Origin of the sequence: Paenibacillus sp. FSL H8-0034, from assembly GCF_038000305.1 — a bacterium.
In the GTDB taxonomy this organism is placed as follows: Bacteria; Bacillota; Bacilli; order Paenibacillales; family NBRC-103111; genus Paenibacillus_S.
This window is the reverse complement of sequence record NZ_JBBOBS010000001.1, coordinates 1,042,089-1,056,664: the sequence shown is the minus strand read 5'-3', so window position 1 is coordinate 1,056,664 and position 14,576 is coordinate 1,042,089. Positions and strand designations below refer to the sequence as shown.

Genomic DNA, 14,576 nt, shown 5'->3' with positions numbered 1-14,576 from the left:
TACCCTGTAACTAAAGTTATAGTCAATGTAATTGTTTCTATCATGGAATTTATGGCATTATTCAATTGGGACAGCAAAAAACCGTAGCTCTCTGCCTAAGTAGAGCTACGGTTTTTTGCTGTCCCAATATTTATTTTGCTTTTTGCAGGTCCTGGATCTCTTTCATTGCTTTTTCGCAATCCGATTTGGAGACACCGCTTTTCACACATTCATTAACATCGTTGCTGGATACATTCGTTCCGCAAGCCGTTGCCATAGCAACTAACAAAGTAAGCACCATGAATTGTAATAATGATTTCTTCAGCATCCTATCCATCCCCTTTTGTATAATACGCCTTAATTCGCACAATATGCTGCACAAAGGCTAGTATAATGTCTAAACATGCAAAAGGGATGTAACCAAAGTACTAATACCGTGTAAAAATAAGCAGATTTCAAAAAATATTCGATTATTTCCGATAAATTTATGCTTCTATAACTTTAGTTAGATGTGCTTTAAGAACTAGTACGATAAGATGAAAATAACTTGCAAGGGCAAGAAAATGAACGATGATAAGGGAGCGAAATTAACATGAAATCGAAATCAACTGCTGGAATTCTCGCGATTCTGTTGGGAAGCCTTGGTGCCCACAAATTTTACTTAGGCAAAATCGGATTAGGTGTTGTCTACCTCTTGTTCTGCTGGACTGGTATTCCAGGCATCATCGGTTTGATCGAGGGTATCCTTTACCTGACTAAAACCGAAGAAGAATTTCAAAGCAAATACGTTAATGCTTAATTTGTAGAGAATCAGGTTCCGAAGGCTCGAATATACATGTGGCGTTATATATAAAAAAAGCTTGGCTGTATGCGACGGGGCATACTTGGCCAAGCTTTTTTTATTAATAGTGCGTGTTAAAGTCGGCTTTTCAGCACCGAGAAGGTTGCAAGCCTGAATGCAAGATTCGATGCCGAGTAAGTTATCATAAGAAGTGATACACACTTGGATCTTTACCTTTTAAAACATAGCGCTGATAGTGCTGATAATGGGCCTTGTAAAGCTGACCATTCTTCGCCGGTGAGTAGGTCAAGTAAAGCTGCTTGCGGCTAATTTCAGAGTTATTAGCGCCGCTCTGATGCGGGGTATAGGAGTGGAATATAATGATGTCACCAGGCTCGGTTTCGACAATCTGACCGGTCGACGGATCAATCTCATCGATCTCCTCCTGATTCATATTCCGCAGCTCGCCCGGTGTTGAACGAAATCGGTCATGGTAGCCAGGGAAAAGCTCCAAACCTCCATTTATTGTGCTCGCTCCGTCGATCGCTACCATAACCGAAATCAAGCCATCGGGTTGAAAGCCCTGCCAATAGGCAGCATCCTGATGCATCGTATATCCATTTGCCCCGGGTAGTTTAAAAATCAATTTATCCTTGAACAGCAGCGGCTCATCCAGATAAATATCACGAATCGGGTCCAGAATGCGCTCATCCCTTACCAAGGAGGCAAAGACAGGTGAAAGATCGTGCACGGGGTCCATCTTTTCTATCATGACCTTGCCGTCCGGGTAATTACGGTGTGCTACACGAATGTTCCCGTGCGTGGTATACTGCTCTAACTCAAGCAGATGATCGCATTCCGCTTGAAGTACTTGTGCCTCTTTTTCGGTAAATACATGTTTAAGTACGAGATAACCTGCTGCATTATAGCTTTCCAACTGTTCATGGGAAAGAAAATTTAGTCGCTTTTTCATGGTTCTACCTCCGCTGTTTCAGCTTATTTGCTGATGCATGATTTTATATTATTCACGTGCCCTGTGTTATTTTTGTAAGTAGGCGTCGCTCAAGGCCTTCAGCACTTCTTCACCACCGGCTTTTTTCCAGTTCGCCACATACTCGTCATAAGCGCTAAGCGGCAGTGCACCCGAAATGATTTTCAGGAAATACTCCTTTTTGAGATCGGCAAGCTCCTTCGATTTTTTGTCGACGATTTCAATTGGTGGAACCAGATCGATCACATTTTCATGCTTTGAATATTTGACAACCGGTTCAAAATAAGGTGCAAAGCCTTTTTGCTCCATCCGCTGCAAGCCAAGCTCTATCGTATCGAACATATTGTAATAGACACGAAAGCGAATTTTTTCAGCTTCTGGTGTGGCGATAAATTTGCCATCCTTTTTCGTATAATGCTTGCCTTCCACACCGAAGGAAATATAATCAATCAGATCCTTGTTGGTCATTTTATTCAGGAATTCTACAGCGGCTTTAGCATTTTTACTGAACTTAGGAATGATGAAATATTTGACAGTCGTCTGGCCTTTGGCTACACCGGACATTCCGTTATTGCCCGTAGGCGGATCGATATACATTAAGTTGGAGCTTGGGTCCTTCGTTTTGATCGCATCGCCAATAACCTTGGCATCTGCCCAACCAATGGTTGACATAGCCGCCTTGCCGCTGACCAGCTTTTCCTTCACATTATCATTTTTGTTAACCAATGCTTCTTTATCCAGCAATCCTTCGTTGTACAGCTTGTTAGTGTAAGCGAGAAACTCCTTGGCTTCTGGCTCTACCGAATTGTACACGACCTTGCCATCCTTCGCCGTGTAATCGACAGCCTGACCGAAAGCACCAGCTATAACCTCGAGACTGGACAAATCCCCTCCACCCTGCGCCAACGCACCTGCATAAGGAACTGCATCCGGCTTTTTCTCCTTAATTGTCTTCAGCATGTTGTAGAAATCATCTAGTGTCTTCGGTTCTTTGATGCCTAATGTATCAAGCCAATCTTTCCGGGCAAGCAATCCTTTAGTGCCCACACCGAAATTAACAGTACGAACCGCGTAAATCTTGCCTTTGTAGGAAGCTGATTTCCATTGATCGGGTGTCAATGTAGCTTTGACATCTTTACCGACTTCATCAAGCAGTGGATCGAGCGGTGTTAACAGTCCCTGCTGCAAAAAGCTGCCGAATGTCGCCTTATCGTTAAGAATAATAATGTCAGGGGTGTCTCCTGAAGCCATCATGACGTTAAGCTTCTGCTTGGCTGCCTCAGCATCCTTGGGCTGGAGCTCCCATTGAACGTTAAAACCGGTTTTTTCGCGGATCTCGCTGATCATCTCATTGTTGTTCACATCGCTCCCCGTCGGAAATTCCTCCATATTGTTGGGACCGAGCACCTTGATTACCGGCTTATCCTTGCCTCCACCGGCTGCTGCTGTCCCACCTGCACTCGGTGCTGTATTTCCTCCGCTGCAGGCCGCCAAGGCCGTACAGAGCATCACGGTGGATACAACACCGCCAACTCTCTTGTGGTTCATCATCTTCATGTTTATGCCTCCCCATTTCATTTTTCAAGTCGCTTTATGATTGCTTGTATTAGCCTTTTACGGCTCCAAGCGCGATGCCTTTAACAAAATATCTTTGCAAAAAAGGATAAACAAGCACAATCGGCAGTGTTGCCGTTACCACCGTAGCTCCGCGAATCGATTCCTGGGATACATGAACCTGTGACAGCATATCGATATTGTTGCTTGCATCCGAAGCGCTCAATAGCATCTCGCGTAAAAACACCTGGAGCGGCAGCAGCTTACTATTATTAATGTACATCAAAGCATCGAAATAGCTGTTCCAATATTCTACCGCGCAGAATAGTCCTATCGTTGCGACCACAGGCATTGCGAGCGGCAGCATAATGGAGAACAAAATTCGCAGGTTGCCCGCTCCATCCATTTTCCCCGATTCCTCCAGGCTGTCAGGTATATTGAAAAAGAACAAACGGACGATAATCATATTAAATGGGCTTACGAGGGTCGGAATAATTAATGCCCATAAGGTGTCCAGCAGCCCCAGGCTTTTGATGACCAAATAAGTGGGAATGAGTCCCGCTCCAAACAGCATGGTGAACACATACAGCATCATGATCACCTTCTGCCCTCTTAACCTGCTGCGCGACAACGCGTAGCCTGTAAACACGGTCAGTGTGACATTAATCAAAGAGCCAGCCACGGTAATAAATACCGAGTTCGAAAAGGAGCTTACAAATTTCTGGCTGCCGAGTACTACACGATAAGCATCAAGCTGGAACTCAATCGGCCAAATAAACACGTCTCCCGCAAGTACATGGGCTTCGCCACTGAACGACTTGGCTACAATATTCAGCACCGGGATCAGGCAAGTCAGGATGATGCAGGTTAGCAGGATATAATTCAACAGTTCGAACATGACTTCGTTTCTGGTTTTCAAGCGCACGGTTAACCGCCTCCTTTTCTTACCACAAGCTGCGCTCGCCAAATTTTTTGCTTACTGCGTTGGCGGTTATAATGAGGATCATGGCGATCAACGACTGGAACAACCCAATGGCCGTTGTGAAGCTGTACTTCATCTCTCCAAGCCCGACACGGTACACAAAGGTTCCGATAACATCACCAACATTGTAGACAAGCGGACTGTAGAACATCAGCACTTGCTCCAGATCATTCGATAAAGCGTGGCCGATCCGCAGCATAATGATGAATACGATAACGCTACGAATACCAGGCAAGGTTACATGCCAGATTTGCCGCAGCTTGCCTGCCCCATCCATCTTGGCTGCTTCGTACTGCTGCGGGTCTATCGATACGATCGCTGACAAATAAATGATCGAGGACCAACCCGTCTCCTTCCAGGCTGCCGATACCACCAGCAAGCTGCGGAAAAACCGCTCGTCTGCGATAATTAATACATGCTGCATGCCGAACAAGGCGAAGATTTCTCTTAATATTCCGGTCTCCGGTGAAAGCAGGTTGATGAATATCGCGCTGATAATAACCCATGACAAGAAATGCGGTAAATACGTAATCGTCTGGGTAACCCGTTTGAAGGGCAAATGACGTACTTCATTAATCATCAGCGCAAGGATGATCGGCAGCGGGAACTGAAACACCAGCTTGTATAGATTGATCAGTAACGTATTGACCAGCACGGTATAAAATTTGGGGTTAGCAAAAAGCTCTTCAAAATACGTGAATCCCGCCCAGGGGCTGCCCCATATGCCATCGAACAAATTGTAATCCTTGAACGCAATCACAACACCGAACATCGGTGTATATTTGAAAAGCAGCAATACGATCAAGCCTGGCAGCAGCAGCAAATACAGATCGTAATCCTGCCGCAAATCCTTCCACCACGTTCTGGGTCGGACCCCTGCTCCCTTCCGTGTCTCTTCCTGCTGCATGTTGGCGTTCACACCTTCCATATACGGTAACCCTCCTCTCTATCTTGTAGCTGTACAATCATTGGTATCGCTTACATCAATTATCATACACAAAAAGAAAAGCCCCCGTAACGGGGCAAACCTACGAATAGGTGTCTTATCTTACGCTCTTTCCAAGGGAAGTGTCCTTCTTTCCTTGCGCAGAATCAGCTTGACAGCCGTGCCCATACCGGGTTTGCTCCAGACCCTAACCCCGCAATCCGGACCATAGGTAAGCACCAATCGCTGATGGACATTACGTAAACCATATCCGGTAGTGGAGGAAGTAAATAGACGATCCTTTGCAGCCGCATCCATGCCTACCCCATCGTCAATCACCATAAATTCGATGAAATCCCCGACAATAACTCCACGAATGACGATATTACCCTTCTTGTCGGCTTTTCTGTTCACACCATGTATGATGCCATTCTCAACTATAGGCTGCAGAATCAGCTTGATGATTTCCAAGCCCAATATCTCGGCATCAATAACAGGATGATACCCCAACTGGCCGTTAAACCGTACGTTCTGGATATCCATGTAGGCAGCCACATGCTCCAGCTCCTTATCCACTGTCAGCACATCATTCCCTTTATTCAGACTGATTCGGAAAAACTTGGACAGGCTTGTCACGATCTGCACGATATCCGGCTCCTTATTGCGAAAGGCCATCCACTTGACCGTATCTAAGGTATTGTATAGAAAATGGCTGTTAATGCGGCTTTCCAGCACCTTCATTTCCTCCTGCTGCTTGCTGATCGTGATTTTGTAAACCTCCTCAATAAGGCTGTTAATTTCGGTCGACATCCGATTAAATCGCCTTTGCAGCAGCGATATTTCATCATGGCCGGTGACCTCCACCATTTCCCCGAAGTTCCCCTGCTCAATGCCCTTCATTTTCTCAGCCAAAATGTGGATGGGACGCGTAATTCTGCCCGACAGCACGATCGATAATAAAATGGCAGCTACTACCAGAATTAAAGTCAGAATCGAAATAAAAAAACCGAGCAGTGTACTTTGATCCGTAATATTTATCGTAGGTATGAGGACCACCAGCCTCCAATCCAGCTGATCGACAGGGTGGACCAGGTACAGATACGATTTGCCATCGATTTCAAGTTTCTCATAACCCTTGTATGGAAGCGGGTGGCTCTGCAGCTTGTTCCTCAATATGTCCCAGCTGATCGACAACTGATCCGACTTGTTGTTCGTATAGGTCGTAATTACCGTATCTTTATTGACCAGCAGCGCTTGGTAAGGAAGTGACAAGCTCATATCGCGCAGCACCTCGTTCAACGTATTCTCGTCAACATCAATCGCAACAGCACCCAGAACATTATTCACCTGTTCAAAATCCTTCATCAGCCGATTGAGTGACAGCACTGATTTGATGCCGTTCGATAAGTACGCCTGTTGATCGACAAAGCTCCATTTCATAAATCCTGGCTGGCTGAGCAGCTCCTTATTCAGCTTTTCTGCATCTACAGCATTAATGGGAAAAATATTACGATTTTCTGTTGCATATAAGGGATTACCTGGAACGAACAGGCGGATTCGAAATATATTGCGATTTTTTTCCAGATTCGTTATGATTTCTGTCAGGCTTTTATAATCCTCATACACTTCAGAAATCGATAGCTCCTGCGCAGCTGCCCTACGGACAATTTTTTGCAGCTTTTCATTTGTATAAATAAGCTCTGAAATATTTTCGACTTCCCTAAGCCGGTATGAGATATTGATCGTTGTTTGGCGAAGCGCCTCCAGATAGGCATGGCTCGTCTGCTCCTGTATGATGGAGGATGATTTTTGGTACGAAAAAAAACCAATGCTAAGCGTTGGAATCAGCACGATCAGAATGAAGGCGATCAACAGCTTATGCCTTAGTTTAATGCGGGCGTCAAGCAGCAGCAAGCGGCGCAGAAGTGTAGGCCTGATCATTGCTCGCGGTACGCTCTCGGACTGTGTCCGACCTCTTTTTTGAACAGCTTCGTGAAATATTTGACATCCTTATAGCCGACCTTCTCGGCAATTTCCTGAATGAGCAGATTGCCCTCCGAGAGCAGACGCTTGGCATGAGAAATACGGACGGCAGTGACATAATCATTGAGCGTCGTTCCCACTTCCTTCTTGAACAGTGTAGCCAAATAATTGGGGGACAAGTGAACCTTGGCTGCAATATACGAAATCGTTAGCTCCTCCATATAAAACGATTGAATCAGCTCCATAATACTGCGTATGGTTCTACGCTGGTCCGGCTTGCTGTGAATCAATTCAGCCAAATGGTCAAGTAAATTGACCATAAATTCCTCCAGCTCTTCATCGGTAATACAGCCTTTCATCGCTTCTATCCCTTCAGCCACAAAATCAGTGGAGCCTGACTCGGCCAATATTGTGAAACGCTGCTTGATCTGCATCAACAGGATTCCGCAAAATGCCTGCAAATAAGGTACGGCATTCCGCTCGAACTTACGAAACCAATCAAAGTATAATCGGACCGAATAGATCCGGTTCATCCGCTCATTCTGCTCGAGCTCCACGATGATCGCCGTCTCCAATGCGGCCTTACGTTCCAGAAAATAGTCCTGTTCTGCCTGCAGGTGAGGGGGAAGCCCCTGCTCCCACAGTCTGCGCTCCCGTTCGGCATCGCAAGCCTTCCTTGCTTTATGAATCACCTGCTCCAGCTCTGCCGTATCAAATGGCTTTAACAGGTAGTCCGTCACCTGCAGCTGCAGTGCTGATTTGATATAGGACCAATTTTCATGCCCGCTGATCAAAATCACCTGCACCTGCTTGTCGCTAAGTTCCTCGCGTAGTCTGCTTACAAATTCAATACCGTCCATCCCGTACATTACCACATCGGTTAACACAATATCCGGAAGCATCGCTTTAGCCAGCTGGAGAGCAGCCGCCCCATCAGCCGCTTCCCCGATAATTTCAATATCGAGCGAGTGCCAATCCAGACAACTCTTCAGCCCTTCGCGAATAATCGTTTCATCCTCTACAATCATCATCGTATACAACTGAAGTCACTCCTTTTTAAGCGCTTACACTCTCTGCATCGTAAAAGATTTATCCCACTTCGTCAATTATAACCTCCAAGGGCTCATTTCAGGCTGTCAGCTTTGGATTATTAACAGCGTACACCGATCCGTATAGCGGGACCATACACTTCCTGCGCATCGTACATATACTTTTTTTCATAAGAATTGTTCATAAATGTTCGTAACATTAAAAAACCTCCATCACCGGAAACGGCGACGAAGGTCTTCAAAGGATAACGATGATTCATCCAGAACTTTATTAACAGCATCAATAATTTCTTTCTTTTCAAAAGGCTTCACGATATAATCCTTGGCCCCTGAACTGATTGCGTCCACGATCAAGGCATTTTGCCCCATGGCGGAGCACATAATAATTTTGGCTAATGGATCGAGCTTACGAATTTGTCGTACAGCCCCGATTCCATCCAATTCGGGCATCGTCACATCCATCGTGACCAGATCAGGCTTGTATTTCATATATGTATGAACGGCTTCCCTACCGTTCGTAGCTTCAGCAATTACTTCATGTCCAGCCTCAACCAGCAGCATCTTTAGCATCATCCTCATAAAAGCAGCGTCATCAACGACCATGACCTTTGCCATTATACGCCTCCAATTTTTCTTATTGATTTATATCCTTAGTATAACAGGTAATTATTAGGTAACTTTCAGGAAACGATCTTCTATTTATTAATAATCCAAACGCTTTTTTAATGTTTATGTTGAAACGACGAAAAACCTCCTATTGTCTAAATACAATAGGAGGCGGCTCTTCAAACAGTGGATAATCGTAACGATCCTCAGCTTACAGGACCACCCAGTACTTTATTGACCGACTCGATGACCCGATCCTTCTGGAAAGGCTTGACGACAAAATCCTTCGCGCCCGCGGTAATCGCTTCTACAACCATAGCTTTTTGTCCCATCGCGGAGCACATAATGATTTTGGCTGCTGCATCAAGCTTGCGTATTTCCCTCACCGCCTCGACCCCGTCCATCTCGGGCATCGTAATGTCCATCGTTATAATATCCGGTTTTATTTTCATATAAGCTTGCACGGCTTCCAGACCATTGGCCGCTTCTCCCACAACTTCATGACCACCCTCAACCAGCATTGTTCTCAGCATCATTCTCATAAAAGCCGCATCGTCTACTACCATTACTCTTGCCATGCTGTAACGCCCCATCTCCATATGTTCCTACTTGATAATGTTACTATAGCAAATCGGAGTTAGAGGAGTTTTAGACACTTGTTGTACGCGGGTTAAATTCCATAACAATTTGTTAACAATTTGAGGTTTTACCTAATGGCACTTAGCATGCCAAAAAAGAACAGCCAGCCTGTACCGCAGCCTCATTCGGACCCACGGTAGGCTGACTGCTCATCAATTGAAAGACGAGAAGCCTGTTCATTTATTCGTGAGGCTTTTAAAATTCCTCACCTGCTCGGTAATCGCAATCTCCGTAGGCAGCCGTTCTACACTGGAAGCGCCGAAGAAGCCGGCAATCCCTTGGGTATGACCCAGCACATAATCAACATCCTCCGGCTCGGAAATCGGTCCGCCGTGGCAGATGACGATAATATCGGGATTTACACTTTTCCCGGCATCATAAATACGCTGCACCAGGTTAGCCGATTCATCTAACGTCAAAGCCGTTTTGGCCCCGATACTTCCTTTGGTCGTCAGGCCTACGTGAGCAACAAGCACATCCGCCCCAGCCTTAGCCATTTGAATGGCATCCTCTTCATTGAACACATAGGGAGTCGTAAACAGGTCGAGCTTATGTGCTTTGCGGATCATCTCCACTTCCAAATGATAGCCCATGCCGGTTTCCTCGAGATTTTGTCTAAAGACGCCATCAATCAAGCCGACTGTTGGAAAATTCTGCACGCCGGAGAAGCCCATATCCTTCAGCTGTTGGAGATATACGTCCATCAAACGAAACGGATCGGTACCGCATACACCCGCCAGCACCGGAGTATCCTTAACAATAGGAAGCACCTCACTCGCCATGTCCACAACGATCTGATTCGCATCACCATAAGGCATCAAGCCCGCAAGGGAGCCTCGCCCAGCCATCCGATAGCGACCTGAATTGTATATAATAATCATATCGACGCCGCCCTCTTCAGCGCATTTCGCCGATAGCCCGGTTCCCGCTCCTGCTCCTACAATAAAATGCCCCTGCTCCAATTGCCCCCGCAGTCGGCTTAATATGTCTACTCTGGAAATTGCCATCTCTGCTCTACCCTTCCTTCTTCTGTGTTAGGAGCTCCAGTAAATAGCCAGCGATCGACTCCGCTACCACTGTATCGTTGATATGCGTCTCCAATTCGATCAATCGAATATCCGACCGCAAATGCTGCTTTATACCCTCGTACAAGGCTTGACGCTCTTCTGTTCCTGCAAAAGGCTTGTCATCCATATCAAGCAATGAAACCCCCTTCTTCGGAAACACAACAATAGTCGGGCCAGTGGCAGCACTCAGCTTGAGAGCCAGTCTGCGACCTAATTCCCTATTCTCATCAACCGTTGTACGCATCAGCGTGGTTGTCGGGTTATGCTGATAAAAGGTGCGTTCTTTGAACTGTGTCGGAACCGTATCCGGAGCACCAAAGTTAACCATATCAAGTGCTCCCACCGAGACTACCTGTGGAATGCCTGCCGCACCCGCTGCCTCCAGACGGTTCGGTCCGGCGCTGAATATGCCCCCTACCAATTCATCAGCAAGCTCGGTTGTTGTAATATCGGCAACGCCCTTGATATAACCTGCCTTGATTAATTCCTCCATAGCCAAGCCGCCTGTACCTGTCGCATGAAAGACAAGCAGATCGTAACCCTGCTCCTCCAGAATTTCACGAACACGGGTAGCGCAAGGCGTCGTGACACCGAACATCGTTATGCCCAATGTTACTTTATCATCCTCGACTTCTTCCTCCATGTTCAGTACCATACCCGCCAAGGCATGGGCGGCATTACTCAATATACGTCTGGACAGACGGTTCAAACCGGCAATATCGACAACCGAATACATCATCGTAATGTCCTTAACACCAACGTATGGTCGTGTATTTCCCGATGCTACCGTTGATACGAGCAGCTTTGGAATACCTATCGGCAGTGCCTGCAGCGCAGAAGCGGCGACTGTCGTACCCGCTGTGCCCCCCATGCCGAACACACCGCCAACCATCCCCTGCCTCTCCAATCCGATCATGATCTCGGCAGCACCACGGGTCATCACTGCAATGGCTGTACCCCGATCATTCAGCTGCCTTAATTGCTCGATGCTGGAGCCCCCTGCCCTTGCCACTTCATCTGCCGTTATATCCGGGGGGAACAGTGGATCTCCCAATACACCGGTATCGATGACAAACGCTGCTGCACCACATGCCTTCAGCTGATCCCTGACAAACTGAAACTCTAAACCTTTCGTATCCAAAGCCCCGAGCACAACCACCTTTTTCATCGCATGTATCCGCTCCTTTAGCTCATAACCTGCAGGAAAGCTTCATGTATTGCCAGTAAATTGAGCGATTATAACAATCCGTTGTGCAAATATGCATAACAATCCTTCATGCCTTGAAGCAAATCACCACCGCTTTCCTCGTCAGCCGAGATCCATCCGGTATAACCTATATCCCGAATACTGGCAAAGATCGGGCCAAAACCAATAGCCCCTTGACCCAGCACCCTCCACTCACCCTGCTCATAATCCTTCATATGGAAGTTATCAATCACGCGACCAAAGCTGCGAATAACCTCCGCCACATCGTCAATACCGGACTTAACCAAATGGGCCGTATCAATCGTAAGCCCTACCGAGCCTTCCTTGATTTGGTTAAAGAAGATGTCAAAATCATCGCGGTACATGACCGGATTATTATGATGATGATGCAGCGACAGCTTAACCCCTTGCTGCTGCGCTTCTAGTCCCAGATCCGATAACACGTCTGCATACTGGCGAATGTCAGCAGCCGTCACATCAGCTCTTGGAATACCATGACAATAAACAATCAGCTCCGTGCCAATTGCTGAAGCAAATTGAATCGTGCTTTGCAGCTTCTCGATACTGCTCGCATCCAGATTACCGCCTGCAATCAGAGCCGAGCCGATACCCGGCAAATGTCCGAAGGCTTCTTTAAATCGGTTCGGTTCATGCAGATAAGGCAAATATTGCACTGCTTTTAGTTGAAGTCCATCATAGCCAACAGCACCAAATTGTTGAAAAAGCTGTTCCTGCTCCTCAACGGTTGCCGTCAGTCTTGAAAAAGCCAGCTTATTGCTCATCTCGATTGCTCCCTTGTCACTATATATTCGTGAACGTATTTAATCCTGTCGAGAACACCCCTCCAAGCAGATATAACCGGGAGAAGTCGTTCATTCCCCAGGCTATGCTGCCTATCCTTTATTCGCCGATCGTCTGACGGTCCGGGGCTGAGTAAGCAATGATCATCCGGCAAGGCTCCCAGCTCGTTGTTGTTGCATTATGCGGCACATTGCGCGGAATCCGCAGCATCATACCCGGCTCCAAATGGTAGGATTCGTCACCTAAAGTATGATCGCATTCACCGGATAAAATAAAGATGACTTCCTCGCAATTCGGGTGTACATGCCTTGGATTTGCCTGGCCTGCGTTAATATAGACCATTCCGAATGTCATTTCGCTGGCTGGATCAATATCCTGCCCGCACAGCCATTGAATTTTGCCCCAGTTTTCGTTTAAAATACGTGCTGCTTCCTGCTTTTTCAAGTCAGTGATGGTAGCCATACACTCTCAGTCTCCTTTATATGTTTACTTAGCTGCTAATCGCTCTTTATATGCGGTATTCATTTCCTGAATAATTTTTTGGTAATTGGCATCTGCCTTCAGATCGGCAACCAATTTATCCCATGCGTCAATACCGACCTTGCCCATCGTAACCTGGGTTTTCATATCGTTGATTTTCTTGGTGTAATCGGCACCTAATTTATTGTTGGTTTCGGATACCAGCCCGATCACAGGTATAGGTGTGCTGATTTTGGCTTTGGCATCAATGATTTTTTTGTTCTTTTCAAAAATTTCCTTCGGCATGCCCGGGGCAAAAGCATACATATACGGATCATGCTTCATAAAGAGCTTGCCAAACGACCCGGTACCCAGGTTGTCTTTAACCGCTTGCTCGTTGGTTATAAAAAAACCGTCTTCTTTCTTGTAATGGACACCTTCAATACCATATTGCGACAGGGTGCTGCCTTCCTCCGAAGCGCCGTAATCGAGCAGGGCCAGAATTTTACGCATCTTCGCTTCCGGAACGCTCTTCGGAATCGCTGTGACGCCAATAAATCCGCTGTTTTGCTGCTGGAACGGTCCTGTCCCTGGGCCCGATAAGGACACGATCGGCTCCCAATTTACCTTAGGATCGCGCTTCCACTGATCATAGGTCCAGCGCCACATCGCTTCAATGGTTTCAGTCGTAACTCCTACTTTACCGCTTGACGCCATATCAACCCAGTCATCGTTCTTCATCACCGAATAATCCGGTGGAATCAACTGCTCATCGAACAGCTTTTTCTTATACAACAAAGATTCACGCATTGCAGGTTCGAGCGTAATATCGATAAGCCCGCCATCCTTAACCTTCCATTTGCTTGCAGCGCCAGTATAAATGAATTCGATTTGATCGTTGGTACGCATCGTATAACCGTAGGTACCTTTTTTCCCATCGGGTTCCTTTTCCTTAAAAACCTTCATGACCTGATACAATTCATCGAGCGTTGTTGGCATCTTCAACCCCAGCTTATCGAGCCAATCCTTGCGAATAAAAAAGGTAGTTCCACCTTCAAGGGGACGAACAATCGGAACGACGTAGTTTTTACCGTTAATCTTCGAATTTTCCCACATGCTTTTGGGTGAATCCATCAAGTTTTTGTAATCCTTTAAATAGGGGGTAAGATCCCAGAAAGCGCCCTGCTTCACCATCGTTAGAAACTGGGGAACGGTCGTATCCGGCAGTTTAATCGCATCCGGAAGGTCGCCCGAGGCCAGAAGTACATTTAATTTATCATTAAAAACCGTATCCGAAACCCAGGTAATATTCAGCTTGGTATTCGTTCTTTTTTCAAATTCCTTGGTGACCGGATTATCCGGCGATGGCGGCTGGGCAATGGAAAAGTTACTGAAAATATTCAGAGTGACCGGTGCTTCCTGCTTGCCTTCCTCTCCCTTTGGTGCTGTCGCTGTTGGATTGCTGCCGGAGCAAGCTGTAGTTAAGACGGCAACAACCGACAACATCGCGATCAATGCATGTTTCCTTGAGCGTTTTTTCATAGCCGAACCCC

General features: G+C 46.5%; 15 protein-coding genes. 1 reads left to right on the top strand and 14 read right to left on the bottom strand.

Annotated features, from left to right (window positions below; genetic code table 11):
- Positions 1–130: 130 nt before the first annotated feature.
- Positions 131–307, bottom strand: coding sequence for a hypothetical protein (locus NST47_RS04915; protein ID WP_341154132.1), 177 nt, complete (start codon positions 305–307; stop codon positions 131–133).
- A gap of 264 nt (positions 308–571) precedes the next feature.
- Here NST47_RS04915 and NST47_RS04910 point away from each other — a divergent pair, with 264 nt between their 5' ends.
- The gene (locus NST47_RS04910) at positions 572–778 is read left to right on the top strand and encodes a TM2 domain-containing protein (RefSeq protein ID WP_341154131.1); all 207 of its coding nucleotides are present in this window, start codon (positions 572–574) and stop codon (positions 776–778) included.
- 184 nt (positions 779–962) lie between these two features.
- Here NST47_RS04910 and NST47_RS04905 read toward each other — a convergent pair whose 3' ends face one another.
- The 13 genes from NST47_RS04905 to NST47_RS04845 all read right to left on the bottom strand — a co-directional run bounded on the left by NST47_RS04905 (position 963) and on the right by NST47_RS04845 (position 14,565).
- Positions 963–1,733, bottom strand: coding sequence for a phytanoyl-CoA dioxygenase family protein (locus NST47_RS04905; RefSeq protein WP_341154130.1), 771 nt, complete (start codon positions 1,731–1,733; stop codon positions 963–965).
- A 66-nt stretch (positions 1,734–1,799) separates the two neighbouring features.
- Positions 1,800–3,308: an extracellular solute-binding protein gene (locus NST47_RS04900; protein WP_341154129.1), complete on the bottom strand. Its 1,509-nt coding sequence runs from the start codon at positions 3,306–3,308 to the stop codon at positions 1,800–1,802.
- Between the two features lie 49 nt (positions 3,309–3,357).
- Positions 3,358–4,230, bottom strand: a complete 873-nt coding sequence (locus tag NST47_RS04895; protein WP_341154128.1) for a carbohydrate ABC transporter permease — start codon at positions 4,228–4,230, stop codon at positions 3,358–3,360.
- A gap of 19 nt (positions 4,231–4,249) precedes the next feature.
- A complete protein-coding gene (locus NST47_RS04890; protein ID WP_341154127.1) occupies positions 4,250–5,215 on the bottom strand; it encodes an ABC transporter permease in 966 nt (321 codons plus the stop codon).
- 120 nt (positions 5,216–5,335) lie between these two features.
- Entirely contained in the window at positions 5,336–7,153 is a 1,818-nt protein-coding gene (locus NST47_RS04885) for a cache domain-containing sensor histidine kinase (RefSeq protein WP_341154126.1), read from the bottom strand.
- Positions 7,150–8,226, bottom strand: a complete 1,077-nt coding sequence (locus NST47_RS04880; RefSeq protein WP_341159607.1) for a response regulator transcription factor — start codon at positions 8,224–8,226, stop codon at positions 7,150–7,152. The genes NST47_RS04885 and NST47_RS04880 overlap by 4 nt, the downstream gene beginning before the upstream one ends.
- Before the next feature lie 231 nt (positions 8,227–8,457).
- Positions 8,458–8,859 (bottom strand): response regulator, encoded by a 402-nt coding sequence (locus NST47_RS04875; RefSeq protein WP_341154125.1) that lies wholly within the window; start codon positions 8,857–8,859, stop codon positions 8,458–8,460.
- A 197-nt stretch (positions 8,860–9,056) separates the two neighbouring features.
- Positions 9,057–9,428: a response regulator gene (locus NST47_RS04870; protein WP_341154124.1), complete on the bottom strand. Its 372-nt coding sequence runs from the start codon at positions 9,426–9,428 to the stop codon at positions 9,057–9,059.
- Positions 9,429–9,665: 237 nt separating this feature from the next.
- On the bottom strand, positions 9,666–10,496 hold the full coding sequence (locus tag NST47_RS04865; RefSeq protein ID WP_341154123.1) for a phosphoenolpyruvate hydrolase family protein: 831 nt from the start codon (positions 10,494–10,496) through the stop codon (positions 9,666–9,668).
- Positions 10,497–10,503: 7 nt separating this feature from the next.
- The gene (locus tag NST47_RS04860) at positions 10,504–11,724 is read right to left on the bottom strand and encodes a Tm-1-like ATP-binding domain-containing protein (protein WP_341154122.1); all 1,221 of its coding nucleotides are present in this window, start codon (positions 11,722–11,724) and stop codon (positions 10,504–10,506) included.
- Positions 11,725–11,792: 68 nt separating this feature from the next.
- Positions 11,793–12,545 (bottom strand): sugar phosphate isomerase/epimerase family protein, encoded by a 753-nt coding sequence (locus NST47_RS04855; RefSeq protein WP_341154121.1) that lies wholly within the window; start codon positions 12,543–12,545, stop codon positions 11,793–11,795.
- 118 nt (positions 12,546–12,663) lie between these two features.
- Complete coding sequence (locus tag NST47_RS04850) at positions 12,664–13,026, bottom strand: cupin domain-containing protein (protein ID WP_341154120.1); 363 nt, start codon at positions 13,024–13,026, stop codon at positions 12,664–12,666.
- A gap of 24 nt (positions 13,027–13,050) precedes the next feature.
- On the bottom strand, positions 13,051–14,565 hold the full coding sequence (locus NST47_RS04845) for an extracellular solute-binding protein (protein ID WP_341154119.1): 1,515 nt from the start codon (positions 14,563–14,565) through the stop codon (positions 13,051–13,053).
- Positions 14,566–14,576 lie beyond the last annotated feature (11 nt).

What these genes read in the sequence shown, in the direction of transcription:
- NST47_RS04915 (WP_341154132.1), bottom strand. Translation starts at nt 307, where the DNA reads ATGCTGAAGAAATCATTATTACAATTCATGGTGCTTACTTTGTTAGTT.
- NST47_RS04910 (WP_341154131.1), top strand. Translation starts at nt 572, where the DNA reads ATGAAATCGAAATCAACTGCTGGAATTCTCGCGATTCTGTTGGGAAGC.
- NST47_RS04905 (WP_341154130.1), bottom strand. Translation starts at nt 1,733, where the DNA reads ATGAAAAAGCGACTAAATTTTCTTTCCCATGAACAGTTGGAAAGCTAT.
- NST47_RS04900 (WP_341154129.1), bottom strand. Translation starts at nt 3,308, where the DNA reads ATGAAGATGATGAACCACAAGAGAGTTGGCGGTGTTGTATCCACCGTG.
- NST47_RS04890 (WP_341154127.1), bottom strand. Translation starts at nt 5,215, where the DNA reads ATGGAAGGTGTGAACGCCAACATGCAGCAGGAAGAGACACGGAAGGGA.
- NST47_RS04885 (WP_341154126.1), bottom strand. Translation starts at nt 7,153, where the DNA reads ATGATCAGGCCTACACTTCTGCGCCGCTTGCTGCTGCTTGACGCCCGC.
- NST47_RS04880 (WP_341159607.1), bottom strand. Translation starts at nt 8,226, where the DNA reads ATGATGATTGTAGAGGATGAAACGATTATTCGCGAAGGGCTGAAGAGT.
- NST47_RS04875 (WP_341154125.1), bottom strand. Translation starts at nt 8,859, where the DNA reads ATGGCAAAGGTCATGGTCGTTGATGACGCTGCTTTTATGAGGATGATG.
- NST47_RS04870 (WP_341154124.1), bottom strand. Translation starts at nt 9,428, where the DNA reads ATGGCAAGAGTAATGGTAGTAGACGATGCGGCTTTTATGAGAATGATG.
- NST47_RS04865 (WP_341154123.1), bottom strand. Translation starts at nt 10,496, where the DNA reads ATGGCAATTTCCAGAGTAGACATATTAAGCCGACTGCGGGGGCAATTG.
- NST47_RS04860 (WP_341154122.1), bottom strand. Translation starts at nt 11,724, where the DNA reads ATGAAAAAGGTGGTTGTGCTCGGGGCTTTGGATACGAAAGGTTTAGAG.
- NST47_RS04855 (WP_341154121.1), bottom strand. Translation starts at nt 12,545, where the DNA reads ATGAGCAATAAGCTGGCTTTTTCAAGACTGACGGCAACCGTTGAGGAG.
- NST47_RS04850 (WP_341154120.1), bottom strand. Translation starts at nt 13,026, where the DNA reads ATGGCTACCATCACTGACTTGAAAAAGCAGGAAGCAGCACGTATTTTA.
- NST47_RS04845 (WP_341154119.1), bottom strand. Translation starts at nt 14,565, where the DNA reads ATGAAAAAACGCTCAAGGAAACATGCATTGATCGCGATGTTGTCGGTT.